24 protein-coding genes are annotated in these 24,449 nt (G+C 60.5%); 20 read left to right on the forward strand and 4 right to left on the reverse strand.

Features of this window, described 5'->3' with window-relative positions; translation table 11 throughout:
• Positions 1–11: 11 nt before the first annotated feature.
• Positions 12–1,052: a 16S rRNA (guanine(1207)-N(2))-methyltransferase RsmC gene (rsmC, locus tag ATE40_RS23750; protein WP_049241930.1), complete on the reverse strand. Its 1,041-nt coding sequence runs from the start codon at positions 1,050–1,052 to the stop codon at positions 12–14.
• 146 nt (positions 1,053–1,198) lie between these two features.
• Between rsmC and ATE40_RS23755 the strand changes: the two genes are divergently transcribed.
• The 15 genes from ATE40_RS23755 to deoD all read left to right on the forward strand — a co-directional run bounded on the left by ATE40_RS23755 (position 1,199) and on the right by deoD (position 15,227).
• Positions 1,199–1,636, forward strand: a complete 438-nt coding sequence (locus ATE40_RS23755; protein WP_019454981.1) for a DNA polymerase III subunit psi — start codon at positions 1,199–1,201, stop codon at positions 1,634–1,636.
• Positions 1,581–2,024, forward strand: coding sequence for a ribosomal protein S18-alanine N-acetyltransferase (gene rimI / locus ATE40_RS23760; RefSeq protein WP_063918119.1), 444 nt, complete (start codon positions 1,581–1,583; stop codon positions 2,022–2,024). The genes ATE40_RS23755 and rimI overlap by 56 nt, the downstream gene beginning before the upstream one ends.
• A 154-nt stretch (positions 2,025–2,178) precedes the next feature.
• Positions 2,179–2,484 (forward strand): helix-turn-helix domain-containing protein, encoded by a 306-nt coding sequence (locus ATE40_RS23765; RefSeq protein ID WP_019454983.1) that lies wholly within the window; start codon positions 2,179–2,181, stop codon positions 2,482–2,484.
• A gap of 3 nt (positions 2,485–2,487) precedes the next feature.
• The gene (locus tag ATE40_RS23770; protein ID WP_063918120.1) at positions 2,488–3,753 is read left to right on the forward strand and encodes a type II toxin-antitoxin system HipA family toxin; all 1,266 of its coding nucleotides are present in this window, start codon (positions 2,488–2,490) and stop codon (positions 3,751–3,753) included.
• 146 nt (positions 3,754–3,899) lie between these two features.
• Positions 3,900–5,489: a peptide chain release factor 3 gene (prfC, locus tag ATE40_RS23775; RefSeq protein WP_049241937.1), complete on the forward strand. Its 1,590-nt coding sequence runs from the start codon at positions 3,900–3,902 to the stop codon at positions 5,487–5,489.
• 517 nt (positions 5,490–6,006) lie between these two features.
• Positions 6,007–6,621 (forward strand): molecular chaperone OsmY, encoded by a 615-nt coding sequence (gene osmY / locus ATE40_RS23780; protein WP_063918121.1) that lies wholly within the window; start codon positions 6,007–6,009, stop codon positions 6,619–6,621.
• A 160-nt stretch (positions 6,622–6,781) separates the two neighbouring features.
• Entirely contained in the window at positions 6,782–6,943 is a 162-nt protein-coding gene (locus ATE40_RS23785) for a DUF1328 domain-containing protein (protein WP_004933089.1), read from the forward strand.
• A 67-nt stretch (positions 6,944–7,010) separates the two neighbouring features.
• On the forward strand, positions 7,011–7,196 hold the full coding sequence (locus ATE40_RS23790) for a CsbD family protein (RefSeq protein WP_019454987.1): 186 nt from the start codon (positions 7,011–7,013) through the stop codon (positions 7,194–7,196).
• 10 nt (positions 7,197–7,206) lie between these two features.
• Positions 7,207–8,325, forward strand: coding sequence for a patatin-like phospholipase family protein (locus ATE40_RS23795; protein WP_063918122.1), 1,119 nt, complete (start codon positions 7,207–7,209; stop codon positions 8,323–8,325).
• Positions 8,322–9,104: a TatD family hydrolase gene (locus ATE40_RS23800; protein ID WP_063918123.1), complete on the forward strand. Its 783-nt coding sequence runs from the start codon at positions 8,322–8,324 to the stop codon at positions 9,102–9,104. Before ATE40_RS23795 ends, ATE40_RS23800 begins: the two co-directional genes overlap by 4 nt.
• 184 nt (positions 9,105–9,288) lie before the next feature.
• Positions 9,289–10,566, forward strand: a complete 1,278-nt coding sequence (locus tag ATE40_RS23805; RefSeq protein ID WP_019454990.1) for a NupC/NupG family nucleoside CNT transporter — start codon at positions 9,289–9,291, stop codon at positions 10,564–10,566.
• 370 nt (positions 10,567–10,936) lie between these two features.
• Positions 10,937–11,716 carry a deoxyribose-phosphate aldolase gene (deoC, locus tag ATE40_RS23810; RefSeq protein ID WP_016929165.1) on the forward strand — a complete coding sequence of 260 codons (780 nt, stop codon included), beginning with the start codon at positions 10,937–10,939 and terminating at the stop codon, positions 11,714–11,716.
• Between the two features lie 66 nt (positions 11,717–11,782).
• Positions 11,783–13,105, forward strand: a complete 1,323-nt coding sequence (deoA, locus tag ATE40_RS23815) for a thymidine phosphorylase (RefSeq protein ID WP_019454991.1) — start codon at positions 11,783–11,785, stop codon at positions 13,103–13,105.
• A gap of 70 nt (positions 13,106–13,175) precedes the next feature.
• On the forward strand, positions 13,176–14,399 hold the full coding sequence (gene deoB, locus ATE40_RS23820) for a phosphopentomutase (RefSeq protein ID WP_063918124.1): 1,224 nt from the start codon (positions 13,176–13,178) through the stop codon (positions 14,397–14,399).
• Positions 14,400–14,495: 96 nt separating this feature from the next.
• Complete coding sequence (gene deoD, locus ATE40_RS23825) at positions 14,496–15,227, forward strand: purine-nucleoside phosphorylase (RefSeq protein WP_004933059.1); 732 nt, start codon at positions 14,496–14,498, stop codon at positions 15,225–15,227.
• Positions 15,228–15,288: 61 nt separating this feature from the next.
• On the opposite strand, the gene ATE40_RS23830 is transcribed toward deoD, so the two are convergent.
• A complete protein-coding gene (locus ATE40_RS23830) occupies positions 15,289–15,972 on the reverse strand; it encodes a YtjB family periplasmic protein (protein WP_019454993.1) in 684 nt (227 codons plus the stop codon).
• A 110-nt stretch (positions 15,973–16,082) separates the two neighbouring features.
• Here ATE40_RS23830 and serB point away from each other — a divergent pair, with 110 nt between their 5' ends.
• The 4 genes from serB to ATE40_RS23850 all read left to right on the forward strand — a co-directional run bounded on the left by serB (position 16,083) and on the right by ATE40_RS23850 (position 21,362).
• A complete protein-coding gene (serB, locus tag ATE40_RS23835) occupies positions 16,083–17,060 on the forward strand; it encodes a phosphoserine phosphatase (RefSeq protein ID WP_025159616.1) in 978 nt (325 codons plus the stop codon).
• A gap of 19 nt (positions 17,061–17,079) precedes the next feature.
• Complete coding sequence (gene radA / locus ATE40_RS23840; protein WP_025159617.1) at positions 17,080–18,465, forward strand: DNA repair protein RadA; 1,386 nt, start codon at positions 17,080–17,082, stop codon at positions 18,463–18,465.
• A 58-nt stretch (positions 18,466–18,523) separates the two neighbouring features.
• Complete coding sequence (gene nadR, locus ATE40_RS23845) at positions 18,524–19,795, forward strand: multifunctional transcriptional regulator/nicotinamide-nucleotide adenylyltransferase/ribosylnicotinamide kinase NadR (RefSeq protein WP_019454996.1); 1,272 nt, start codon at positions 18,524–18,526, stop codon at positions 19,793–19,795.
• 133 nt (positions 19,796–19,928) lie between these two features.
• Positions 19,929–21,362 carry a glycosyltransferase family 39 protein gene (locus ATE40_RS23850; RefSeq protein ID WP_025159618.1) on the forward strand — a complete coding sequence of 478 codons (1,434 nt, stop codon included), beginning with the start codon at positions 19,929–19,931 and terminating at the stop codon, positions 21,360–21,362.
• Between the two features lie 30 nt (positions 21,363–21,392).
• Here the strand turns inward: ATE40_RS23850 and ATE40_RS23855 are convergent, their stop codons facing one another.
• Entirely contained in the window at positions 21,393–22,394 is a 1,002-nt protein-coding gene (locus ATE40_RS23855) for a zinc-binding alcohol dehydrogenase family protein (protein WP_063918125.1), read from the reverse strand.
• A gap of 97 nt (positions 22,395–22,491) precedes the next feature.
• Between ATE40_RS23855 and ATE40_RS23860 the strand changes: the two genes are divergently transcribed.
• Complete coding sequence (locus tag ATE40_RS23860) at positions 22,492–23,403, forward strand: LysR family transcriptional regulator (protein ID WP_019454999.1); 912 nt, start codon at positions 22,492–22,494, stop codon at positions 23,401–23,403.
• A 28-nt stretch (positions 23,404–23,431) separates the two neighbouring features.
• Here the strand turns inward: ATE40_RS23860 and ATE40_RS23865 are convergent, their stop codons facing one another.
• The gene (locus tag ATE40_RS23865) at positions 23,432–24,439 is read right to left on the reverse strand and encodes an NADP-dependent oxidoreductase (RefSeq protein WP_025159619.1); all 1,008 of its coding nucleotides are present in this window, start codon (positions 24,437–24,439) and stop codon (positions 23,432–23,434) included.
• Between the last annotated feature and the right edge of the window lie 10 nt (positions 24,440–24,449).

Below are 24,449 nucleotides of genomic sequence, written 5' to 3' on the forward strand. Positions count from 1 at the left end.
CCAACGGGAACTTATTTCTTCTTCGGCGCGCGCGGTGGGCGGCCGACGGTAGCCTGGTACACCTTGAAGCGGCCGTTCTGCGCCAGCACTTCGTGGCTGCCGAAGGTGGCGTCTAGAATGTCCGGGTACGGCAGGAAGGCGTTGGCGACGATGCGCAGCTGGCCGCCGATCGGCAAATGCTTCACCGCGCCGCGGATCAGGGTTTCCGCGGCGGTCAGGCTGGTCTGCAGCCCGTCGTGGAACGGCGGGTTGGAGATGATCATGTCGAAACGGCCGGTGATGTCGGAGTAAACGTTGCTGACGATCACTTCGCCTTCGATGCCGTTGGCGGCCAGCGTCGCACGGCTGGATTCCACCGCGGCGGCGTTGACGTCGCTGAGGGTCAGTTTCACCTTCGGCGACAGCTTGGCCATCACCGAGGCCATCACGCCGGCGCCGCAGCCGATGTCCAGCACCTTGCCTTTCATGTGTTTTTCCAGCGTCGACAGCAGCAGCGAGCTGCCGACGTCCAGGCCATCGCGGCTGAACACGCCCGGCAGCGTTTTCACTTCCAGATCGTGCAGCTGATAGCTGTCCCACCAGTCGTTCAGATCGAACTCGGTCTGCGCGTCCAGGCGGCCGTGATACAGGCCGCAGCGCCGTGCGCTGTCGATTTTCACCAGCGCAACGTGGCCTTCCAGCGTTGGCTCGGCGCTGCGCACGCCGCTGCGGTTTTCACCGACCACGAACACGTCCACGCCTACCGGCAACAGCGCCAGGAGGTTGCACAGTTGGAATTGCGCCTCCTGCTTGCTCTTCGGCCAGTAGTAAACCAGCGTGTCGCAGTCGGCGACGAAAGCGGGATCGACGGTCAAACCGAACTGCACGTTATCGCCCATCGTCCGGTTCAGTAACTGCCAGTGATGGTAATGCTGAGTGTGGACGCGCACGTCCGCGGCCTCGAATTGGGCCGGCAGGCTGTCCTGCAGGTCGCCGGCAAACAGCACGCGGCGTTCGATAAATTCATCACTGTGGCGCAGCATGACTTCACTGGCGGGGGTTAATGCAGACATCAGATATTGGCTCCTGGAAATGAGACCGGGGATTATAGAGCTTTGTGGCGATATGTTCGACGGGTTTGTTGGCGCGGGCTGCGCGGGTTTGTTAGCATAGCGCGGCGCATGGCAGGCATGGCGCACCACAACGGGTAGGAATCGGCATGGCATCAAAACGCGACTGGCTGTTACAACAACTGGGTATTACGCAGTGGACATTGCGCCGCCCGGGCGTGTTGCAGGGCGAAGTGGCGGTCAGTCTGCCACCCGAGGCGCGCCTGCTGGTGGTCGCGCAGACGTTGCCCGCGCCCGACGATCCGCTGTTTTGCGACGTGCTGCGCAGCCTGGGGCTGACGCCGGCGCAAACCTACAGCCTGACGCCGGAACAGGCGGCGATGCTGCCTGAAGAGACCACATGCAACAGTTGGCGGCTGGGCGTGGCGGAACCGCTCGCGGTCGCCGGCGCGCAGCTACACAGCCCGGCGCTGGCCGAGCTTTCCCAAGACGCGGGGGCCAAACGCGCCCTCTGGCAGCAGATTTGTCATCATGAACACGATTTCTACCCTGACGGCGGCCGACCTGGCCACAGCCTTCACCATTGAGCAAGCCAGCCACGCCTTTCCCTGGACGGAAACCACCTTCGCCAGCAATCAGGGCGATCGCTACCTTAACCTGAAGCTGAGCGCCGACGGGGAGATGGCGGGATTCGCCATCACGCAAATCGTGCTGGATGAAGCCACGCTGTTCAACATCGCCATCCATCCACAGTGGCAGCGCCGGGGTTTTGGCCGCCTGCTGCTCAACGGGTTGATCGAACAGCTGGAGAGCCGTGGCGTGGTCACGCTGTGGCTGGAGGTGCGCGTCTCCAACCAGGCGGCGATCGCGCTGTATGAAGATCTCGGCTTCAACGAAGTCACCGTGCGCCGCAATTATTACCCGAGCGCCCACGGCCGCGAAGACGCGATCGTGATGGCGCTGCCGTTGGCGTAATCTAAAAACATCCTATTGATTGTTTTCTTCCCTTTAACAACTTAAAAGTTGTTTCCTGATTAATTTACATCAAACAAGTTGTTTTTCGCTGTGACGACAACTAATTTGTTGTTTATTGTTGAGGAAACAATCAATGCGTTGTTTGGAGGTGGGGATGAGAAAATTATCAGAAATATCCGCGTTGCTGAAAGAAAAGCGCATTGAGTTGGGCTGGAGCCAAAAAGACTTTTTGATGAAGATTGGCATGACTCAACAGCAATATCAGCGTGTTGAATCGGGCAGCGATATGCGGATGAGCACGCTGCTACGGATATTGGCGGCGATGGATTTGGAATATGTTATCGTGCCGAAAAGGTCTGTCCGTGATGTGGAGTGCTTGCTGCAACAGACAGTGAGTCATGCACCAGAAGTGAGTAACTTACAGAATTTCGAAGAAAAACTGAAAGATCTCGAGGACTAGCGAATGAAAGGGCGGCGACAGGTTGAATCGGTGCAGGCGTTAGCCTTGATATTGCATGGTGTGCGGGTGGGCGTGCTGGCGCACTACAGCGGCGGCAGAAACATCCTGACGTTTGATCCGCACTACCTCGCTTTGCCGGAGCCTGTTCGTCCCCTGTTTACGCTAAGGCAGAAGGCGCACGCAGGGTATCTTGAGCAAGTTTTACAGTCATCGCAGCGCCTTCCGCCCGTCTTATCCAATTTATTGCCCGAAGGCGCACTGCGCAGTTGGTTGGCCCAGTCGTTGAAAACCCATGTGAATGAGGAGTTTCCTTTAATTGCCTGGGCGGGGGAAAACTTGCCGGGAGCGCTTGAAGCACGGCCGCTGGCCGCAAGTGATATTCCCGCTTGGGCGTTAATGTCGCGCGGAGAGCTGGAAGCCGTGCAAATTGATGTTGGAGTGGTGGCGCAGAAATTTTCTCTGGCAGGGGTACAAATGAAATTTTCCTCTGTGCGCAAAGATGGCCGCTTCAACATTTCTTCTCAGGTGGGTGCTGATAGCTGGATCATTAAAACGCCTTCAACCGTTCATCGTCATCTCCCCGAAAATGAATATACGGCAATGCGCTTGGCGCAAGCCATCGGCGTGGATATTCCCGATATTGAGCTGGTTGAGCTGACACGGCTTGAACACTTGCCTGATATTCGCTTGGCGGATGAACCCTATGCTTATGCCATTCGTCGTTTTGACCGCAGTGAAAGTGGGCGAGTGCATACAGAAGATTTTGCCCAGATATTCGAGATCTATCCACACGACAAATACCGCGGCAAAAATTACGATCAGATAGCGGCTTATCTCTATGAGTTTGGCAGTGAATCTTTAGCGGATACGCAGCAAATGGCGCGCCGTCTGTTGGCGAATATTCTGCTCGCCAATGGCGATGCTCACGTAAAAAATTGGTCCATGATCTATCCAAACCAGGCCGATGTGCGGCTTGCCCCCGCTTATGACATCGTCACTACATTGGCTTATATCCCTGGTGAGTCTGAGGTTGCGCTCAATATGGCGAAGGAAAAACGCTGGGATAGGATCTCAATGCGAACCTTCGAGCGCTGGTCTGATCGAGTCGATATTCCCTGGCCTGCAATACGGGTGCATCTCTTGGATGCCATCGACAAGGCGCGAGCTTTGTGGCCGGCATTGTTGGAAAACCTGCCGATGGCGGACGATCACAAATCGGTATTGCGTCGGCATTGGGCCGCCTTGTCCCCCGATTTCCGCCTGCGTTAGCGGGAAATCGGATCCATTGATTGTCACCGGTTGGCAAATCGGCGAAAATGCCCGGCTGTTATCTTTTATTCACCGCTTTGCCCGGCGCCGCGATCGGCGCGTTCTGATGATGTCGCAGGGCGGACTAACCGTAGAACCTGAAAACCATGTCTCCTAGTGAATTTGCCCGCGAAGTCTCCAAAAGAAGAACTTTCGCCATCATCTCGCACCCCGATGCCGGTAAGACCACCATTACCGAAAAAGTGCTGCTGTTCGGACAGGCGATCCAGACCGCCGGTACGGTAAAAGGCCGCGGCTCCAGCCAGCACGCCAAATCCGACTGGATGGAAATGGAAAAGCAGCGTGGGATCTCGATCACCACCTCGGTGATGCAGTTCCCGTATCGCGACAGCCTGGTCAACCTGCTGGACACCCCGGGGCACGAAGACTTCTCCGAAGATACTTACCGTACCCTGACCGCCGTCGACTGCTGTCTGATGGTGATCGACGCCGCCAAGGGCGTTGAGGATCGCACCCGCAAACTGATGGAAGTCACCCGTTTGCGCGACACGCCGATCCTGACCTTCATGAACAAACTGGACCGCGACATCCGCGATCCGATGGAAGTGATGGACGAAGTTGAGCGTGAACTGAAGATCGCCTGCTCGCCCATCACCTGGCCGATCGGCTGCGGCAAGCTGTTCAAAGGCGTTTACCACCTGTACAAGGATGAAACCTACCTGTATCAGACCGGTAAAGGCCACACCATTCAGGAAGTGCGCATCGTCAAAGGCCTGAATAACCCGGAACTGGATGTCGCCGTGGGCGAAGATCTGGCGGCGCAGCTGCGCGATGAGCTGGAACTGGTGCAGGGTGCTTCCCACGAGTTCGATCAGGAGGCTTTCCTGAGCGGCGAACTGACCCCGGTGTTCTTCGGTACCGCACTCGGCAACTTCGGCGTGGATCACATGCTGGACGGCCTGGTGGCCTGGGCGCCGGCGCCGATGCCGCGCAAAACCGATACCCGCGAAGTGACGGCGGCGGAAGAGAAATTCACCGGCTTCGTGTTCAAGATCCAGGCCAACATGGATCCGAAGCACCGTGACCGCGTGGCCTTTATGCGCGTCGTGTCCGGCCGTTATGAGAAGGGCATGAAGCTGCGCCAGGTACGCACCGGCAAAGACGTGGTGATCTCCGACGCGCTGACCTTTATGGCTGGTGACCGCTCGCACGTGGAAGAAGCCTACCCGGGCGACATCATTGGTCTGCACAACCACGGCACCATTCAGATCGGCGATACCTTCACCCAGGGTGAAGACATGAAGTTCACCGGTATTCCGAACTTCGCGCCTGAACTGTTCCGCCGCATTCGCCTGCGCGATCCGCTGAAGCAGAAACAGCTGCTGAAAGGGCTGGTGCAGCTGTCCGAAGAGGGCGCGGTGCAGGTATTCCGTCCGATCGCCAACAACGATCTGATCGTCGGCGCGGTCGGTGTGCTGCAGTTCGACGTGGTGGTGGCGCGCTTGAAGAGCGAGTACAACGTGGAAGCGCTGTATGAGTCAGTCAACGTGTCGACCGCGCGCTGGGTCGAGTGCGACGACGTGAAAAAGTTCGAAGAGTTCAAGCGCAAGAACGAGATCAACCTGGCGCTGGACGGTGGGGACAACCTGTCCTACATCGCGCCGACCATGGTGAACCTCAACCTGACGCAGGAACGCTATCCTGACGTGACCTTCCGCAAGACGCGCGAACACTGATAAATCGGCAGGGCGCCCGGTGCGCCCTGCCAACCTCCCTCATCCTCACTCCGCTAATTAATAAAAATTCCTCACCTTTTATGCCGCAAACCGATGTCGCCAGGCAGCGTTCGTTTGGCCTGCGTTTTTCGTCTGATGGTCTATGTTTAACAAGATGCCCACACATTGCTTGAGAGTAAATCACTGTAATGCGTTGGTTATTTGGTGACTTATTCCAATGTGTTGCCGATAGGAGACAGTGTGTTTCCTTGAATATCAATGAGATGGCTGTTTTACCGTTTTGTGTCACTTAGTCTGTCGTCAATAGGCGACAGTTTTTTGATTAAAAATCCGACGCAATGATTTATATATTTGATTTTAAATGTATTTATTGAGTTGGCACGACGGTTGCACTACTCCTGTCGTGAACGCTTAATCGTATAGCGATGATGAAGTATTTACCGAGCAGGCCGCGTGAAGGCGGCTGCAGGGTTCCGGCGCTCTGGCGCTGAGGGCCCCCAACAAAAGGAAGAGATCGATGAAAAAGACCAAATTTGCACACTCGCTGATGGCTGTCGTATTGGGTTCTGTTTTGGTGAGCGGCAGTGCGCTGGCCGAAGACAGTCTGCTCAACAAGGCGTCTAACGCCGCGGATAGTGCCGGTGCCAAAATCGATAGCTCCATGAAAAAAGTTGACGGTTACATGGATGACAGCGCGATAACGGCTAAAGTTAAAAGTGCGTTGGTGGAAGATAAGACCATCAAAAGTTCTGACATTTCGGTGAAAACCGAAAAAGGCACGGTGACCCTGAGCGGGTTCGTCGGCAGCCAGGCGCAGGCGGAACATGCGGTCGCGGTTGCCGGTAAGGTGGAAGGCGTCAAGACCGTCAGCGACAAGCTGCACGTGAAAGATGAAGCCAACCAGTCGATCAAATCGTATGCCGGCGACACCGCCACCACCAGCGAGCTGAAAGCCAAGTTGCTGGCCGACGACATCGTGCCGTCGCGCAATGTGAAAGTGGAAACCACCGACGGTGTGGTGCAGCTTTCCGGCGAAGTGAAAACGCAGGCGCAGTCTGAGCGTGCGGAAAGCATTGCCAAGGCCATCGACGGCGTGAAAAGCGTGAAAAATGACCTGGTGGTCAAGCAGTAATCCCGCCAGGCGCCCGTAACAAGTCACAACAAGCTGCATCTGTCGGGCCGTGAAGGCGGCCCGACGTGTACCACCAAAAAAAGAAACTGATTTGCCGTCGATGCCCCGTTGTCGGGGCGGGAGACAGCAGCGATTTTTTCACAATGGTAAGGAGAAGCTTATGTTTCGTTGGGGCATTATCTTTTTAGTCATCGCGCTTATCGCTGCGGCGCTGGGGTTCGGTTCGCTGGCGGGTACCGCCGCCTGGGCCGCCAAGGTGGTGTTCGTCGTCGGCATCATCCTGTTCCTGGTCAGCCTGTTCACCGGCCGCCGGCGCCCTTAGCCGGCCGGCATTTTCCTGTAAACTGTAACAAAGCTTAATTCCTTTTCTCACGTCGGGAGGGCCGGCCATGAACAGCGATATCGTCGTCGGACGCTGGAAACAGCTGAAAGGCCAGGTATGGCAGGCGTGGGCCGAATGGTCCGGCAGCGATTGCGCCTGGCTGGCCGGCAGCAATGATTTCCTCGCCGGCGTGCTGCAAGAGGATTACGGAAGAGAGCGAGACGCGGTATCCTCGGAAAAAACGTCTCACTGAGGATGCCAAGTTGGGATACAGAATACCCATCACGCTCGGCAATATAGAACCGCTGGCGTCTAAACCCTTTCGGCCAGGAAAAATGGCGTTGGTCTGCGAAGGCGGCGGCCAGCGCGGCATTTTCACCGCCGGCGTGCTGGACGAGTTTCAGCGCGCGGGCTTTAACCCTTTCGATTTGTTGATCGGCACGTCTGCCGGCGCGCAAAATCTGTCCGCCTACATCTGCGGCCAGATGGGCTACGCGCGTCGAGTGATCACCCGTTACACTACGTCGGCGCAATTTTTCAATCCGCTGCGTTTCGTACGCGGCGGGCATCTGATCGATCTCGATTGGTTGGTCGACACGGCGGCGGCACAGATGCCGCTGGCGATGGACGTGGCGGAACAACACCTCACCGATGGGCGCGAGTTCCTGGTGTGCGCCTGCCGCAGCGATGATTTTGAACCGACCTATCTGCCGGCGCAGCGTGAACGCTGGCTGCCGGCCATCAAGGCGTCCAGTGCCATTCCCGGCTTTTATCGTCAGGGCGTGGAGCTGGATGGCGTCAGCTATCAGGACGGCGGTATCAGCGATGCGATCCCGGTGGAAGAGGCCTACCGTCGCGGCGCCGACACCATCGTGGTGATCCGCACCGTCCCATCGCAGATGTACTACACCCCGCAGTGGATGAAGCGCATGGAGCACTGGCTGAGCGACAGCAGCCTGCAGCAGATGGTACGCATCCTGCAGCACCACGAGCAAAGCTATCACCGCATCCAGCGCTTTATCGAGAAGCCGCCGGGCAAGCTGCGCATCTTCGAAATCTTTCCACCGAAGCCGCTGGCCAGCAATGCGCTGGGCAGCCGACTGGGTTCGCTCAATCAGGATTATCATCTGGGGCGCCGCTGCGGCCGTTACTTCCTGGCCACCGTCGGCCAGTGGATGGCGCAGCCGGAGCCGGACGGCATGAAGGTGCAGAAATCGCTGTCGCGCCGTCTGATCCAGCCGGAGAACGTCAGAATGCCTTCGCCGATCGTGACCGATATCGCCATGCCGTCCGATCTGGGCGCGCAGCCGGAGGCCGCGGTGGCGGCGCCGAAAATTATCCTGCCGGGCGATCTGCCGCCGGGTGAAGGGGGCGCGCTGTGAGTTACGCCTTTACCGATACCCACTGCCATTTCGATTTCCCACCCTTTACCGGGCATGAGGCCGAGAGCCTGGCGCGGGCAGCCGACGCCGGCGTGCAGCGCATCATCGTGCCGACGGTTACCGCCGATCGCTTCGCGCGGGTGCTGCGGCTGGCGCAGGAGCACGCGCCGCTGTTCGCCGCGCTGGGGCTGCACCCGCTGTATATCGCGCAGCATCATGAACCGCAGTTGGAACAGCTGGCGGCGTTGCTGGCCGAACGGCCGCACAAGCTGTTGGCGGTGGGGGAAATCGGGCTCGATCTGTATATGGACAACCCGCAGTTCGAGCGGCAGCAAAGCGTGCTGCTGGCCCAACTGAGGCTGGCGAAACAGCATGACCTGCCGGTGATCCTGCACTCGCGCCGCACTCACGATCAGCTGGCCGCGGCGCTGCGGCGCATACAGCTGCCGCGTCGCGGCGTGGTGCACGGCTTCGCCGGCAGCCTGTCGCAGGCACAGGCGTTTATTCGCCTTGGCTATTATATCGGCGTGGGCGGCACTATCACCTATGAGCGGGCGCAGAAAACGCGCGGCGTGATGGCGCAGCTGCCGCTCGAGGCGCTGCTGCTGGAGACCGATGCGCCGGATATGCCGCTGGCCGGCTATCAGGGGCAGCCGAATCGCCCCGAACGCGCCGCCGAGGTGTTTCAAACGCTGTGCGCGCTGCGGCCGGAACCGGCCGACGAGATCGCCGCCCACCTGCAACGCAATACTCAGGCGCTGTTCGCCATGCCGAACTGAGATGACTATAACGTGACCTGCGTCACGTTATAAGATTTTCATTTGCGTCTCGTTGTATACATTTGTGACATAAATCGGTGCGAGGGTGACCTCGCTCAGTATAATCCCCCCCGAAACTCTCCAATAGCAGACCTCTCTTCATGAGCAGGGATGTATTTTATTTTTTGCAACAGGGAAACTTTGCATGCAACTCATCATGAGTCTGGTTGGGATGGCGGTGCTGATCGCCATTGCGGTGCTGCTCTCCAGCAACCGCCGGGCCATCAAATTGCGCACCGTCGTGTGGGCGTTCATCATTCAGGTCGGCATCGGTGCGCTGGTGCTGTACGTGCCGCTGGGCCGCAGCATCCTCGGCAGTATGTCTAACGGTGTGGCAAACGTTATCGCCTACGGCAATCAGGGCATTTCGTTCATCTTCGGCGGGCTGGTGTCCGACAAGATGTTCGAGGTGTTCGGCGGCGGTGGCTTCGTGTTCGCGCTGCGCGTCCTGCCGGTGATCGTGTTCTTCTCCTCGCTGATTGCGGTGCTGTACTACCTCGGCATCATGCAGTTGGTGATCCGCGTTCTGGGCGGCGGCCTGCATAAGCTGCTGGGCACTTCGCGCACCGAATCGCTGTCGGCGACCGCCAACATTTTCGTCGGCCAGACCGAAGCGCCGCTGGTGGTGCGTCCGTATATCGCCACCATGAGCCAATCGGAACTGTTCGCCGTGATGTGCGGCGGCCTGGCCTCGGTGGCCGGTTCGGTGTTGGCGGGGTACGCGCAGATGGGCGTGCCGCTGGAATACCTGATCGCCGCGTCCTTCATGGCGGCGCCGGGCGGGCTGTTGTTCGCCAAGCTGATGGTGCCGGAAACTGAGCAGACCCACGATAAAGACGATGCGATGAAGCTGATCGCCGAAGAAGATCGTCCGGCCAACGTGATCGACGCGGCGGCTTCTGGTGCGGCTTCCGGCATGCAGTTGGCGCTGAACGTCGGTGCGATGCTGCTGGCGTTTATCGCGCTGATCGCCTTGCTTAACGGCATTCTCGGCGGTATCGGCGGCTGGTTCGATTATCCGCAGCTGTCGCTTGAACTGATCCTCGGCTGGGTGTTCTCGCCGATCGCCTTCCTGATCGGCGTGCCGTGGAGCGAGGCGATGACCGCCGGTTCGTTTATCGGCCAGAAGATCATCGTCAACGAGTTCGTCGCCTACATGAACTTCGGCGCCTATCTGCGTCCGGACGACGTGGTGGCGGCGGAAGGCCTGCAGGTGCTGTCGGCCCACACCAAGGCGATCATCTCCTTTGCGCTGTGCGGTTTCGCCAACCTCTCCTCGGTGGCGATCCTGCTGGGCGGTTTGGGCAGCATGGCGCCTAACCGACGCCATGACATTGCGCGCTTCGGCCTGAAGGCCGTGGCGGCGGGCACGCTGTCCAACCTGATGAGCGCCACCATCGCCGGCTTCTTCCTGGCGCTGTAAGCCATCCCAGAGCCCGCGACGGTGCGACCGAACGCGGGACTCCGCCTATACTCTAAGCAACGCGGGTGCTTGCCGCACCCGCGATCTTCAGCCGCTTCTTTAGCGAATTTGTGAACGATATCGCGTTATTTTGTGATGCTCTTCACATATAATTCCGGTCTGTTACAGTGCTATTTCATATAGTGTGACGCTGAACGCGAATCGCCCCCGGCATTCGTGTTCAAATAGCTATTACTGGCCGGCCGCAAGGCGGGTGGCCATGTGCGGTGAGAAGGATCTCAGTTGCCGCCGCGGGAACGCCGTTCCCCAGCGCTATCTTCATGGAACCAAGTCCGCTCGCCAACACCCAGGTACTCAGTTGGAGAGTTTTATGACCGAATTAACCGCAGCAGCGCAACGTGCGCTGAACCTGATGGATTTAACCACGCTGAATGATGACGACACCGATGAGAAAGTGATCGCGCTCTGTCGTCAGGCCAACAGCCCGGCCGGTCACACGGCGGCCATCTGCATTTACCCGCGTTTTATCCCGGTGGCGCGTAAGGCGCTGCGCGAGCAAGGCACGCCGGACATTCGTATCGCCACCGTGACCAACTTCCCGCATGGCAATGACGATATCGACATCGCGCTGGCGGAAACCCGCGCGGCGATCGCCTATGGTGCGGATGAAGTGGACGTGGTGTTCCCTTACCGTGCGCTGATTGCCGGCAACGAGCAGGTTGGCTTCGAGCTGGTGAAACAGTGCAAACAGGCTTGCCAGGCGGCCAACGTGCTGCTGAAAGTGATCATCGAAACCGGCGAACTGAAACAGGCCGATTTGATCCGCAAGGCGTCCGAGATCGCCATCAAGGCCGGGGCTGACTTTATCAAGACCTCCACCGGCAAGGTGCCGGTTAACGCCACACTGGAGAGCGCCGAGCTGATGATGTCGGTGATCCGCGATATGGGCGTGGCGAAGACGGTGGGCTTCAAGCCGGCCGGCGGCGTGCGCACTGCGGAAGACGCGCTGCATTATCTGCAACTTGCCGATCGTATTCTGGGCGAGGGCTGGGCCGACGCGCGGCATTTCCGCTTTGGCGCTTCCAGTCTGCTGGCCAGCTTGCTGACCGCGCTGGGCCACCAGACCCAGACCGCCGGTGGCGGCTACTGATCGATTTCGTTGGCGGGCGCCAGGCGCGCCCGTCTGCACCGACTCTCGGCGACACAGGGGGATGCCTTGTTCCTGGCTCAAGAAATTATTCGTAAAAAACGCGACGGCCAGCCGTTAAGCGAAGCGGAAATCCGCTTTTTCATCAACGGCATTCGCGACAACGTGGTGTCGGAAGGGCAGATCGCCGCGCTGGCGATGACCATTTATTTCCACGACATGAGCATGCCGGAGCGCGTGGCGCTCACCATGGCGATGCGCGATTCCGGCACCGTGCTGGACTGGAAGAGCCTGGCGCTGAATGGCCCGATCGTCGACAAGCATTCGACCGGCGGCGTGGGCGACGTGACGTCGCTGATGCTCGGCCCGATGGTGGCGGCCTGCGGCGGCTATGTGCCGATGATCTCCGGCCGCGGCCTGGGGCATACCGGCGGCACGCTGGACAAACTGGAAGCCATTCCGGGCTTCAATATTTTCCCGGACGATAACGCCTTCCGTAAAATCATTCAGGACGTCGGCGTGGCGATCATCGGCCAGACCAGCTCGCTGGCGCCGGCGGACAAACGTTTTTACGCCACCCGCGACATCACCGCCACCGTGGATTCGATCCCGCTGATCACCGCCTCCATTCTGGCCAAGAAGCTGGCGGAAGGGCTGGATGCGCTGGTGATGGACGTGAAGGTCGGTTCCGGCGCCTTTATGCCGACCTACGCCCTGTCGCAAGATCTGGCGCAGGCGATCGTCGGCGTGGCCAACGGCGCGGGCTGCAAGACCACCGCGCTGCTGACCGACATGAACCAGGTGCTGGCCTCCAGCGCCGGTAACGCGGTGGAAGTGCGCGAAGCGGTGCGCTTCCTGACCGGCGAATACCGCAATCCGCGTCTGCTGGAAGTGACGTTGGCGCTGTGCGTCGAGATGCTGCTGTCCGGCGGCCTGGCGCAAGACGAGGCCGACGCGCGCGCCAAACTGCAGGCGGTGCTGGACAACGGCAAGGCGGCGGAGGTGTTTGGCCGCATGGTGGCGGCGCAGCAGGGGCCGATAGACTTCGTCGAACGCTATGATAGCTATCTGCCGGCGGCGACGCTGAGCAAGCCGGTGTATGCTGAAAAGCCAGGCATCATCAGCGCTATGGATACCCGCGCGCTGGGCATGGCGGTGGTTTCGCTGGGTGGCGGCCGCCGCCGGGCGAGCGACGCCATCGATTACAGCGTCGGTCTGACCGAGGTGGCGCGCCTGGGCGATAAGGTGGATGCCCAGCAGCCGCTGGCGATGATCCACGCCAATGATGAAGAGAGCTGGCAGCAGGCGGCCGATGCGGTGCGCAGCGCGATGACGCTGAGCGATAAGGCGCCGGAAGCGACGCCGGTGGTGTATAAGCGCATCACGGAATAACCCAAGAATCAGGAACGGCCGCGGCTTTTTCGCGGCCGTCCAAAGCGTGAGAACACGCAGGAGAGCACAGATGAAACGCACATTTATTATGGTATTGGACTCCTTCGGCATCGGCGCCAGCGAAGACGCCGAACGTTTTGGCGACCAGGGTTCCGACACTCTGGGCCACATCGCCGAGGTTTGCGCGCGCGGTGAAGCCAACGTGGGCCGTCAGGGCCCGCTGACGCTGCCTAACCTGAGCCGTTTGGGTCTCGGCAAAGCGGCGGAAGAGTCCACCGGCAACTTCCCGCAGGGGCTGGATCGCAATGCCGATATCATCGGCGCTTATGCTTACGCCAGCGAGCTCTCTTCCGGTAAAGACACGCCGTCGGGCCACTGGGAAATCGCCGGCGTGCCGGTACTGTTCGACTGGGGCTACTTCAAGGACGAGCACAACAGCTTCCCGCAGGAGCTGCTGGATAAGCTGGTGGAGCGCGCCAACTTGCCGGGCTACCTGGGCAACTGCCACTCATCCGGCACCGTGATCCTCGATCAGCTGGGCGAAGAGCACATGAAAACCGGCAAGCCGATTTTCTACACCTCCGCCGACTCGGTGTTCCAGATCGCCTGCCATGAAGAAACCTTCGGCCTGGAGCGCCTGTACGAGCTGTGCGAAATCGCGCGTGAAGAGTTGACCGAAGGCGGTTACAACATCGGCCGCGTGATCGCGCGTCCGTTCGTCGGCGACAAAGCGGGTCACTTCCAGCGCACCGGCAACCGTCACGATCTGGCGGTAGAGCCGCCGGCGCCGACCGTGCTGAAAAAGCTGGTGGACGAGAAGGGCGGTGAAGTGGTGTCGATCGGTAAAATCGCCGACATCTACGCCAACGTCGGCATCACCAAGAAGGTGAAAGCGGCCGGCATCGATGCGCTGTTCGACGCGACCCTGACGGAAATGGAAAAGGCCGGCGACAACACCATCGTGTTCACCAACTTCGTGGACTTCGACTCTTCCTACGGCCACCGCCGCGACGTGGCGGGCTACGCCGCCGCGCTGGAGCTGTTCGACCGCCGCCTGCCGGAGCTGCTGAAGCTGGTGAAAGATGAAGACATCATCATCTTCACCGCCGACCACGGCTGCGATCCGACCTGGCCAGGCACCGACCACACCCGTGAACATATCCCGGTGCTGGTCTACGGCCCGAAAGTGAAACCGGGCTCGTTGGGCCACCGCGAGACCTTCGCCGACATCGGCCAGACCGTCGCCAATTATTTTGGCCTGTCGCCGATGGATTACGGTAAGAGCATGTTTTAATTCGTGAGTCTCAGACGGCGGCGCAGCTGGCCGCCGTCTGACATGCCACGGTTTATACGTTTAACGCTATTTAATACGATTTAAAGGAAGAGAATTATGGCTACGCCGCACATTAATGCTGAGATGGGTGATTTCGCTGACGTAGTACTGATGCCGGGCGATCCGCTGCGCGCAAAATACATCGCCGAAACCTTCCTGGAAGGCGCGGTGGAAGTGAACAACGTGCGCGGCATGTTGGGCTTCACCGGCACCTATAAAGGCCGCCGCATCTCCGTAATGGGCCACGGCATGGGCATCCCGTCCTGCTCCATCTATGCGCGCGAGCTGATCGCCGAATTCGGCGTGAAGAAGATCATTCGCGTGGGTTCCTGCGGCGCGGTGCGTGACGATATCAAACTGCGTGACGTGGTGATCGGCATGGGCGCGTGCACCGACTCCAAGGTGAACCGTCTGCGCTTCAAGGACAACGACTACGCGGCGATCGCCGACTTCGACATGGTGCGCAACGCGGTCGACGCCGCGGCGGCGCAGGGCATTCCGGCGCGCGTGGGCAACATCTTCTCTGCCGATCTGTTCTATACCCCGGATCCGGACATGTTCCAGGTGATGAAGAAGTACGGCATCCTGGGCGTGGAAATGGAAGCGGCCGGCATCTACGGCGTGGCGGCGGAGCTGTATGAAGAGTTCGGCTGTAAAGCGCTGACCATCTGCACCGTGTCTGACCACATCCTGCGTCACGAAGCGACCACTGCAGCGGAACGCCAGACCACCTTTAACGAAATGATCGTTATCGCGCTGGAATCCGTACTGCTGGGCGACAAAGCCTAATACCCCGGCGGGCGTCGTTATGGCGCCCGCCTGTCAATCTATTCACTCCACCTGGCCTGAGTCACTCTTTCTTCGGCGCTTCCTGCTTGTTCTCCGGCGCATCCTCTTCGTCGTCTTCCACGGTATTGCCTTCTGCCAACGGCGTGTTGGCGGTCAACAGGTACGGCGACTGCTGCCAGCGGCTGCGGCGGTGTTGCAGCAGGGTGCGCGCCAGAATGATACCGATCGCCAGCGCCAGCAGGATCATCAGACGCAGCAGGTTGGTGGTGTTGTCCACCTGTTTGGATTCGGTCGCCAGCACGTGGGTGTCGAGGGTGATACGGATAAAGCCGATCGGGCCGTCTTTGCCCTGAATAGACTCGACCAACTGGTGGTTGAAGTAGCTGCCGGCGCGTTTGCCGTCGAGCGACAGGCGATCGCGTATACTTATCTGTTCCCCGGCGTGGGAGACCAGTGTGCCGTCCAGCTGATAAACGCTGACGTCGAGAATGCGGCTGTGATCGGTGAGCTGCTTGAGGATGGCGTCGATGCGCGGGTTGTTGCCGTCGTCGTCCAGCAGCGGCGCCAGGCTGTAGGCGACCTGTTTGGTCAGCGTCTGCGCCAGCTCTTCAACCTGCTCGGATCGCGCCATTTGGTGACTCAGGCTAAAATAAGAGGCGCCCTGCATCAGCAACACCAGCAAAGCCAGGCAAATCAGGATAATAGCGGTGCGGTGCAGGCGAAATTTCAGTTTAGCGCGGGCCATGCAGGTTCCTTGGGCATCGGGGACACTTTATGTTGCCAGAACCGCTGGCGATAGGATAGCTTGATGCGTCGTTTTATCATGCAGCGTTTTTGTCCATTCAGGAGTCAATGATGTCAAACAGTCTGACCTATTGCGATCTTCCGGCGGAGATCTCTCAATGGCCGGGTCTTCCCCTTTCGCTTAGCGGCGACGAAGTGATGCCGCTCGATTACCGGGCGGGCAATACCGGGTGGCTGTTGTACGGCAGAAAACTGGACAAGGCGCGCATTACCCAATTCCAACGCAAGCTCGGCGCGGCGATGGTGATCGTCACCGCCTGGGGCGTGGACGACTATCAGGTGGTGCGGTTGGCGGGCACCCTGACGCCGCGCGCCAAGCTGCTGGCGGCGGAGAACGGGCTGGACGTGGCGCCGCTCGGCAAGATCCCGCACCTGCGCACGCCGGGGCTGCTGGTGATGGACATGGATTCGACGGCGATCGAGATCGAATGCATCGATGAGATCGCCAAGCTGGCGGGCGTCGGCGAGCAGGTGGCGGAAGTCACCGAACGCGCGATGCGCGGCGAGCTGGACTTTACCGCCAGTCTGCGTCAGCGCGTCGGCACGCTGAAAGGGGCCGACGCCAACATCCTCAAACAGGTGCGCGACGAGCTGCCGCTGATGCCGGGGCTGACCAGCCTGGTGGGCAAACTGCAGGCGATGGGCTGGCATGTGGCGATCGCCTCCGGCGGCTTCACCTACTACGCCGAACATCTGCGCAACCGGCTGCGGCTGGTGGCGGCGGCGGCCAATGAGCTGGAGATCCGCGACGGCAAGTTGACCGGCGAAGTGCTGGGGCCGGTGGTGGACGCGCAGTTCAAAGCCGATACGCTGCTGCGGCTGGCGGAGAAGCTGGAGATCCCGCTGGCGCAAACCGTGGCCATCGGCGACGGTGCCAACGATTTGAAAATGATGCAGGCGGCGGGGTTGGGCATCGCCTACCACGCCAAACCGAAAGTATATGAAAAAGCGCAGGTGGCGATCCGGCATGCGGATCTGATGGGCGTGCTGTGCATTCTCACCGGCAGCCTGAAACACGAAGTGCGATAACGAAAGATTGAGGTAAGACGTGGCAAAAGCGGCAAAACGGGCATTTGTGTGCAATGAGTGCGGGGCGGACTATCCGCGTTGGCAGGGGCAGTGCAGCGCCTGCCATGCCTGGAACACCATCACGGAAGTGCGTTTGGCCGCGTCACCCGCAGCGGCGCGCAACGATCGCCTCAGCGGCTATGCCGGCGACGCCGGCGTCAGCAAGGTGCAGAAGCTGTCGGAAATCAGCCTTGAGGCGCTGCCGCGCTTCACCACCGGCTTTCTCGAGTTCGACCGCGTGCTGGGCGGCGGTGTGGTGCCCGGCAGCGCGATTCTGATCGGCGGTAACCCCGGCGCCGGCAAGAGCACCCTGTTGCTGCAGGTGTTGTGCAAGCTGTCTGAACAGATGAAAACCCTGTATGTCACCGGCGAGGAGTCGCTGCAGCAGGTAGCGATGCGCGCTCACCGTCTGGGGCTGCCGACCGGCGGCCTGAACATGCTGTCGGAAACCAGCATCGAGCAGATCTGCCTGATCGCCGAGCAGGAGCAGCCGAAGCTGATGGTGATCGACTCGATTCAGGTGATGCACATGGCGGACATTCAGTCCTCGCCGGGCAGCGTGGCGCAGGTGCGTGAAACCGCCGCCTACCTGACGCGCTTCGCCAAGACGCGCGGTGTGGCGATCGTGATGGTCGGCCACGTCACCAAAGACGGCTCGTTGGCCGGGCCGAAAGTGCTGGAACACTGTATCGACTGTTCGGTATTGCTGGACGGCGACGCCGATTCCCGCTTCCGCACCCTGCGCAGCCACAAAAACCGCTTTGGCGCGGTCAACGAGCTGGGGGTGTTCGCCATGACCGAGCAGGGGCTGCGCGAAGTCAGCAACCCTTCGGCGATTTTCCTCAGCCGCGGCGATGAAGTTACCTCCGGCAGCTCGGTGATGGTGGTGTGGGAAGGCACCCGGCCGCTGCTGGTGGAGATCCAGGCGCTGGTGGATCACTCGATGATGTCCAACCCGCGCCGCGTGGCGGTGGGCCTGGAACAGAACCGCCTGGCGATCCTGCTGGCGGTGCTGCATCGACACGGCGGGCTGCAGATGTCGGATCAAGACGTGTTCGTCAACGTGGTCGGCGGGGTGAAGGTCAGCGAGACCAGCGCCGATCTGGCGTTGCTGATGTCGTTGGTTTCAAGCCTGCGCGATCGGCCATTGCCGAACGATCTGGTGGTGTTCGGCGAAGTGGGGCTGGCGGGAGAGATTCGTCCGGTGCCGAGCGGTCAGGAACGCATCTCCGAAGCGGCCAAGCACGGCTTTAAGCGCGCCATCGTGCCGCACGGCAATATGCCGAAAAAGCCGCCGGCCAACATGCAGGTGTTCGGGGTCAAGAAGCTGGCGGACGCACTGGACGTGCTGGAAGAGTTTTATTAATGTCGCCGGCGGCGAGAGAGATATGCTATTTTGTTTAGCATACTAAACGGAGGTGGCCATGCCGCAATTTGATTACCTGAAGACGTCCATCAAGCAAAAAGGCTGTACTTTGCAGCAGGTGGCGGATGCCAGTGGCATGACCAAAGGCTATCTCAGCCAGCTGTTGAACGACAAGATCAAAAGCCCGAGCGCGCAAAAGCTGGAGGCGCTGCACCGTTTTCTCGGGCTTGAGTTCCCGCGCAAAGAGGTCAAAGTCGGTGTGGTGTTTGGTAAATTTTACCCGCTGCACACCGGCCACATCTATCTGATCCAGCGCGCCTGCAGCCAGGTGGATGAGCTGCACGTCATTTTGTGCCACGACGAGCCGCGCGACCGCGAACTGTTCGAGAACAGTTCGATGTCGCAACAGCCGACGGTCAGCGATCGCCTGCGCTGGCTGCTGCAGACCTTCAAGTACCAGAAAAACATCCATATCCACTCATTCGACGAGCAGGGCATCGAACCCTACCCGCACGGCTGGAACGTATGGAGCGATGGCATGAAGGCCTTTATGGAACAGAAGGGCATCGTGCCGAGCTTCATCTATTCCAGCGAAGCGCAGGATGCGCCGCGTTACCGCGAGCATCTGGGCATCGAAACCATTCTGGTCGACCCCGAGCGTTCGTTCATGAACATCAGTGGCAATCAGATCCGCCAGGATCCGTTCCGCTATTGGGATTACATCCCGACCGAGGTGAAGCCGTTCTTCGTGCGTACCGTGGCGATCCTCGGCGGCGAGTCGAGCGGCAAGTCGACGCTGGTCAACAAACTGGCCAACATCTTCAACACCACCAGCGCCTGGGAATATGGCCGCGACTATGTGTTTTCGCATCTGGGCGGCGACGAGATGGCGCTGCAGTACTCCGACTATGACAAAATCGCCCTCGGGCAGGCGCAATACGTGGATTTTGCGGTCAAGTACGCCAACAAGGTGGCGTTTATCGATACCGATTTCGTCACCACCCAGGCGTTTTGCAAAAAGTACGAAGGGCGTGAACACCCCTTCGTGCAGGCGCTGATCGACGAATACCGTTTCGATCTGGTGATCCTGCTGGAAAACAATACGCCGTGGGTGGCGGACGGCCTGCGCAGCCTCGGCAGCACCGCCGATCGGCTGGCGTTCCAGCGCCTGCTGGAGGAGATGCTGCGCGCCAACAATATCGAGTATGTGCACGTTGAATCCAGCGATTACGAGGAGCGTTTCCTGCGCTGCGTCGAGCTGGTGCAACAGCTGCTGGCGGCGGACGCCGGCCGGTTGAGCGCGCCCGCTTCTCGCCACGCCGCAGGCTGAGCAGAATTAGCGGAATGTGCGATCGCGGCGGCAGAAACGCCACCCGGACGCACATTTAACGGCTTGTTTAAACATGGTTCATTCGACAGCGACTAAGTTAAGATTTTCTTTACAATAACGCTTAGAAGAAGACATGTCTTATCGCTTACTTGCTCTCTGGTTGGTCTGCTATGCCGCAGCCTGGACGCTGCTGACGGTTCATCTTGATCCTACCCTGCCTTACGACGCCGTCGAGGCGCTCAACTGGGGCCTCAACGGCGAGTGGGGCTCACCGAAAAACCCGTGGCTGGTCGGTGCGGCGATGCATCCGGCGATTTGGCTGTCGTGGCTGCCGCTAAACGTTTACTGGTATGGCGGGCACTTCATCGCCATCGCCATCGGCATGTTGGGCGTCTGGCTGTTGGCGCGACGCCTGAGTGGCAGCACCTCGCTGGCCTGGATGGCGCTGCTGACGCTCAACCTGTCCGGCATCATCAATTTCGACATCATTCCCTATAACGACAATTACCTGTTGGTGATGCTGTGGCCGTGGATGGCGCTGTTCTTCCATATGGCGATCTCCCGTTCGGCCAATTGGTGGCCGGCCTTCGCGTTGGTCGCCGGTCTGGCGATGATGGCCAAGTACTCGACCTTCGCCTTCGTTTACTTCGCGGCGCTGTCGACGTTGTTCGTGCCGCAGGTTCGCCGCTGCTATCGCCAGCCGCAGTTCTATCTGGCGGTGGCGATCTGGTTGGCGCTGGTGCTGCCGAACGTGGTATGGCTGTGGAATCACGACTTCGCCGCCTTCAAGTGGGTCGATTCGCAGATCAAGATGCAGCTCAATCTCGACATGCTGCAGTCGCTGCTGCTGGTGTTCTATCCGTCGCTGGTGCTGTGGTGGATCCTGCGCCGTAGCGGGGCGGTGCTGGCCTGGCCGAAGGCGTTGCCGATGCGGGTGCTGCTGTGGATCTATCTGCTGCCGCTCGGCATCATCACCTTCTGGTTTTCCTTCAACGTCGGCGGCCGGCTGACCGAGTGGCTGCAGCCGTTCTTCATGCTGGCGCCCGCGCTGCTGGTCGGCTGCGTGCGTCAACCGCCGGTGCGTTCGCTGCGCGCGGCGACTATTGGGCTGATGTGCGCGGCGCTGGCGGTCTATCTGGGGTATGCCGCAGTGATGGTGGGCAACGTGCGCAACGCCGGCCAGAAGATGGTGGGCATCAAGGCCTTCAGCAGTGAAGTGGAACAGCATTGGCGGGAGCGCTACGGCGTCGATCTGCGCTACGTCGGCGGTGAGTATCTGTCGCAATGGATGACGGTGTATGCCGATTCCCGGCCACAAACCATTACGCGCTGGTCCAATCATGCGCGGCCAAATATCTACAACGCCAACATCAGCTATCCGCAGATTGCCCAGCATGGCGTCGCCCTGTTCGGCCGGTTGGGTGACGATTGCGCGCACAGCGATTTCGGCGGGGAGCTGGCCCACTGGCCGAAGATGCGCCTCGACTGGCAGCAGAACATGACGTTCCGTTCCGATCCGCACGCCGATGAGCAACGGCTATGCGTCGGGTTCGTGCGGCCGCAGTAACGGCGACGCTGTGCGCCGCCGCGAGCCGGCTCAGTACGCAATAACCAGCTTGCCTTGCATATGGCCGCCGAGCAGTTGTTGATGCGCGGCGGTCAGCGTTTCCACCGTCAGCCCGTGCAGGGTTTCGCTCAGCGTGGTGTTCAGCTTGCCGTCGTCCAGCAGCTGCGCCACCTGCTGCAGGATCTTGCCCTGCTGGGCGATGTCCGGGGTGGTGAACATGCTGCGGGTGAACATGAACTCCCAGTGCAGCGCGGCGCTCTTCAGCTTCAGCGCGTTTTGGTCCAGCGGCTGCGCGTTCTCGACGATGGTGCAGATATGGCCCAGCGGCGCGACCAGCTCGGCCATCGCCGGCCAATGGCCGTCGGTATCGTTCAGACACAGGATGTAATCCACCTGCTCGATGCCGTGCTGCGCCAGGTTGCCCTTCAAATCGCGGTAATCCACCACCAGATCGGCGCCGCGTTCGAGGCACCAGGCGGCGGATTCAGGCCTTGAGGCGGTGGCGATCACTTTCACCTTGCTGCGCAGCGCGGCCAGCGGGATCGCCAACGAGCCTACGCCGCCGGCGCCGCCGATGATCAGCAACGTCTTGTGCTCCGGCGCGTCCTGAATGTTCAGGTGCTCGAACAGCGCCTCCCAGGCGGTGAGGGCGGTCAGCGGCATGGCGGCGGACTCGGCCCAGTTCAGGCTGCGCGGTTTGTGCGCGGCGATGCGTGAGTCGATCAGTTGGTGGCTGCTGTTGCTGCCGGGGCGGGTGATGTCGCCGGCGTACCACACTTCATCGCCGGGCTTGAAGCCGCTGACGCTGCTGCCTGCGCTCACCACGACGCCGCTGGCGTCCCAGCCGAGAATGCGCGGCTGCTGCAGGCCGCTTTTCTGCAGGCCGGCGTGCACTTTAGTATCCACCGGGTTAACCGACACCGCTTTCACTTCCACCAGCAGATCGTACTGGCCGGGAACCGGCATCTCCGGTGAGATTTCGATGAAACCGGCAGGGTTCTGCGGGTCTACGGCAATGGCTTTTATCGACATGGTTGTACTCCTTTCAAATGATGCCCACAGTGTAGACCCGCGATAGTGGAGTGATAAGATGGACAATATCTAACTGAGTGTTCGTTTAAGGTGAACAATGGAATTCAAACAGCTGCAGGACATGGCGCTGTTCGCGCTGGTGGCGGAATGCGGCAGCTTCACCGCCGCCGCGCAGCGTGTTGGGCTGCCGAAATCCAGCGTCAGCCAGCGTATCAGCCAGCTTGAGCAGACGCTGGGGCTACGGCTGCTCAATCGCACCACGCGCCAGTTAAATCTCACCTTCGCCGGCGAGCGCTATCTGGAGCATTGTCAGGCGATGATGTCCGCCGCCGAGCGGGCCGATCTGGCGCTGCAGCGGCTGCGCGATAACCCGAGCGGGCGCCTGCGCATCTCGACGCCGGCCGGGCTGGGCGCGACCCTGGTGGCGCGGCTGGCGGCGGATTTTCAACGCCAGTACCCGGACGTTTCGCTGGAGGTGTCGGTGTCCGACGCGATGGTGGATCTGGTGCAGGAAGGTTTCGACGCCGCGCTGCGCACCGGCAAGCCACAGGATTCTTCGCTGATCGGCCGCCGCCTCGGCTATGCGCCGCGCTATCTGCTGGCGGCGCCGTCCTATCTGGCGCAGCACCCGCCGATCGAACATCCGCAACAGCTGCAGCAGCACCGCTGCATCGCCCATCGCGCCTGGACGGCCTGGAACCTGCGTTGCGGCGACGATTACTACCGCTGGCAGTTGCCGCTGGCGCACACCACCGACAACCTGCTGTATGCGCGCGAATGCGCTATCGCCGGCGCCGGCATTACGCTGCTGCCGGCGTTTCTCAGCCGTGAGGTGGTGGCGCAGAAGCTGTTGGTGGAAGTGCTGTCGGCGTGGCGTGCAGAGGGCAACGAGCTGTATCTGGTCTACCCGAGCCGCAAGCTGAACTCCCCGGCGCTGGCCTGTTTCATTGATGTGGTGCTGCAGCACCCGGCGTTCGACGACTACGCGCGCGAGCTGGCGCGGGAGTGACGGCGGGCGCGCGCAGAGCCTTTTAGGTTCAGGCGGCGCGCCGCGCCACCTGAACGATGCGTTTCCCTCTATTTTCGCCCGCCAGCAGGCCGATCAGTGCGGCGGGCAGCAGCTCGAAACCGGTGATCAGGTCTTCGATAATTGCGAGTTTTTCCTCAGTGACCCAGGCCGCGAGTGCCGCCAACGCCTGTTCTTGCCGATGAAGGAAATCGGCCAACAGGAATCCCCGCATCGTCAAACTGTTGACGATCAGCAAACCGGGTATCCCGGCAGGCGCTGCCGGCGGGGAGGCCGTATCGTACTGCGACACCGCACCGCAGCAAACGATGCGTCCATGCTTCGCCATATGCGGCAGGCTGGCCGCCAAAATATCGCCGCCGACGTTATCGAACAGCACATCGATGCCGTTGGGACACGAGCGGCGCAGGGCGTCATGCAGATTTTCCTTCTTATAATCTATCGCCGCGTCGAAACCCAGCCTGTCCGTCAGCAGAGCCGTTTTGGCGCCGCCGCCGGCAATGCCCACCGTGCGGCAGCCGCGAAGCCGGGCGATTTGTCCGGCGAACATGCCTACCGCCCCCGCGGCGGCAGATACGACGACGGTTTCACCGGCCTCTGGGCGTCCGCATTCCAGCAGACCGAAGTAAGCGGTGAGTCCAGGCACGCCGTAAACGCTGAGCAAGTGCGTATGCGGAACGATGCCCGACTGCTTGAGCGCGCCAGCCGCCGGTACGGCCGCAAAGGTTTGCCAGCCGGTTTCCGCCAGCACTAAATCTCCGGCGGCCAGCAGGGGAGAGCGCGACTCGACGACTTCGGCCAGCGCGGTTGCGGCCATGACGTCTCCCGCCTGCAATCCGGAACGATAAGTGACGCCCTGCATCCAGGCTCTGCTGGCCGCATCCAGTGGCACGTAAAGCGTGCGCAACAGCACCTCTTCGGGGCCGGGGAGCGGCATGGGGGCCTCTCGAGTCTGAAAACAATCGAGGGTCAGCTTTCCTTGCGGGAGTTTAGCGAGGATGATTTGACGATTCTGCATAGAAGGTCCC

The organism is Serratia surfactantfaciens (assembly GCF_001642805.2).
Taxonomy (GTDB): Bacteria; Pseudomonadota; Gammaproteobacteria; order Enterobacterales; family Enterobacteriaceae; genus Serratia; species Serratia surfactantfaciens.

Excerpts from the sequence above, each read along its gene's own strand:
- ATE40_RS23790 (WP_019454987.1), top strand. The coding sequence starts at position 7,011 with ATGAACAGCGATATCGTCGTCGGACGCTGGAAACAGCTGAAAGGCCAG.
- prfC (WP_049241937.1), top strand. The coding sequence starts at position 3,900 with ATGTCTCCTAGTGAATTTGCCCGCGAAGTCTCCAAAAGAAGAACTTTC.
- ATE40_RS23850 (WP_025159618.1), top strand. The coding sequence starts at position 19,929 with ATGTCTTATCGCTTACTTGCTCTCTGGTTGGTCTGCTATGCCGCAGCC.
- ATE40_RS23785 (WP_004933089.1), top strand. The coding sequence starts at position 6,782 with ATGTTTCGTTGGGGCATTATCTTTTTAGTCATCGCGCTTATCGCTGCG.
- ATE40_RS23805 (WP_019454990.1), top strand. The coding sequence starts at position 9,289 with ATGCAACTCATCATGAGTCTGGTTGGGATGGCGGTGCTGATCGCCATT.
- rimI (WP_063918119.1), top strand. The coding sequence starts at position 1,581 with ATGAACACGATTTCTACCCTGACGGCGGCCGACCTGGCCACAGCCTTC.
- ATE40_RS23855 (WP_063918125.1), bottom strand. The coding sequence starts at position 22,394 with ATGTCGATAAAAGCCATTGCCGTAGACCCGCAGAACCCTGCCGGTTTC.
- nadR (WP_019454996.1), top strand. The coding sequence starts at position 18,524 with ATGCCGCAATTTGATTACCTGAAGACGTCCATCAAGCAAAAAGGCTGT.
- serB (WP_025159616.1), top strand. The coding sequence starts at position 16,083 with ATGTCAAACAGTCTGACCTATTGCGATCTTCCGGCGGAGATCTCTCAA.
- deoC (WP_016929165.1), top strand. The coding sequence starts at position 10,937 with ATGACCGAATTAACCGCAGCAGCGCAACGTGCGCTGAACCTGATGGAT.
- deoB (WP_063918124.1), top strand. The coding sequence starts at position 13,176 with ATGAAACGCACATTTATTATGGTATTGGACTCCTTCGGCATCGGCGCC.
- ATE40_RS23770 (WP_063918120.1), top strand. The coding sequence starts at position 2,488 with ATGAAAGGGCGGCGACAGGTTGAATCGGTGCAGGCGTTAGCCTTGATA.
- ATE40_RS23765 (WP_019454983.1), top strand. The coding sequence starts at position 2,179 with ATGAGAAAATTATCAGAAATATCCGCGTTGCTGAAAGAAAAGCGCATT.
- deoD (WP_004933059.1), top strand. The coding sequence starts at position 14,496 with ATGGCTACGCCGCACATTAATGCTGAGATGGGTGATTTCGCTGACGTA.
- rsmC (WP_049241930.1), bottom strand. The coding sequence starts at position 1,052 with ATGTCTGCATTAACCCCCGCCAGTGAAGTCATGCTGCGCCACAGTGAT.
- osmY (WP_063918121.1), top strand. The coding sequence starts at position 6,007 with ATGAAAAAGACCAAATTTGCACACTCGCTGATGGCTGTCGTATTGGGT.
- ATE40_RS23865 (WP_025159619.1), bottom strand. The coding sequence starts at position 24,439 with ATGCAGAATCGTCAAATCATCCTCGCTAAACTCCCGCAAGGAAAGCTG.
- ATE40_RS23860 (WP_019454999.1), top strand. The coding sequence starts at position 22,492 with ATGGAATTCAAACAGCTGCAGGACATGGCGCTGTTCGCGCTGGTGGCG.
- ATE40_RS23830 (WP_019454993.1), bottom strand. The coding sequence starts at position 15,972 with ATGGCCCGCGCTAAACTGAAATTTCGCCTGCACCGCACCGCTATTATC.
- ATE40_RS23755 (WP_019454981.1), top strand. The coding sequence starts at position 1,199 with ATGGCATCAAAACGCGACTGGCTGTTACAACAACTGGGTATTACGCAG.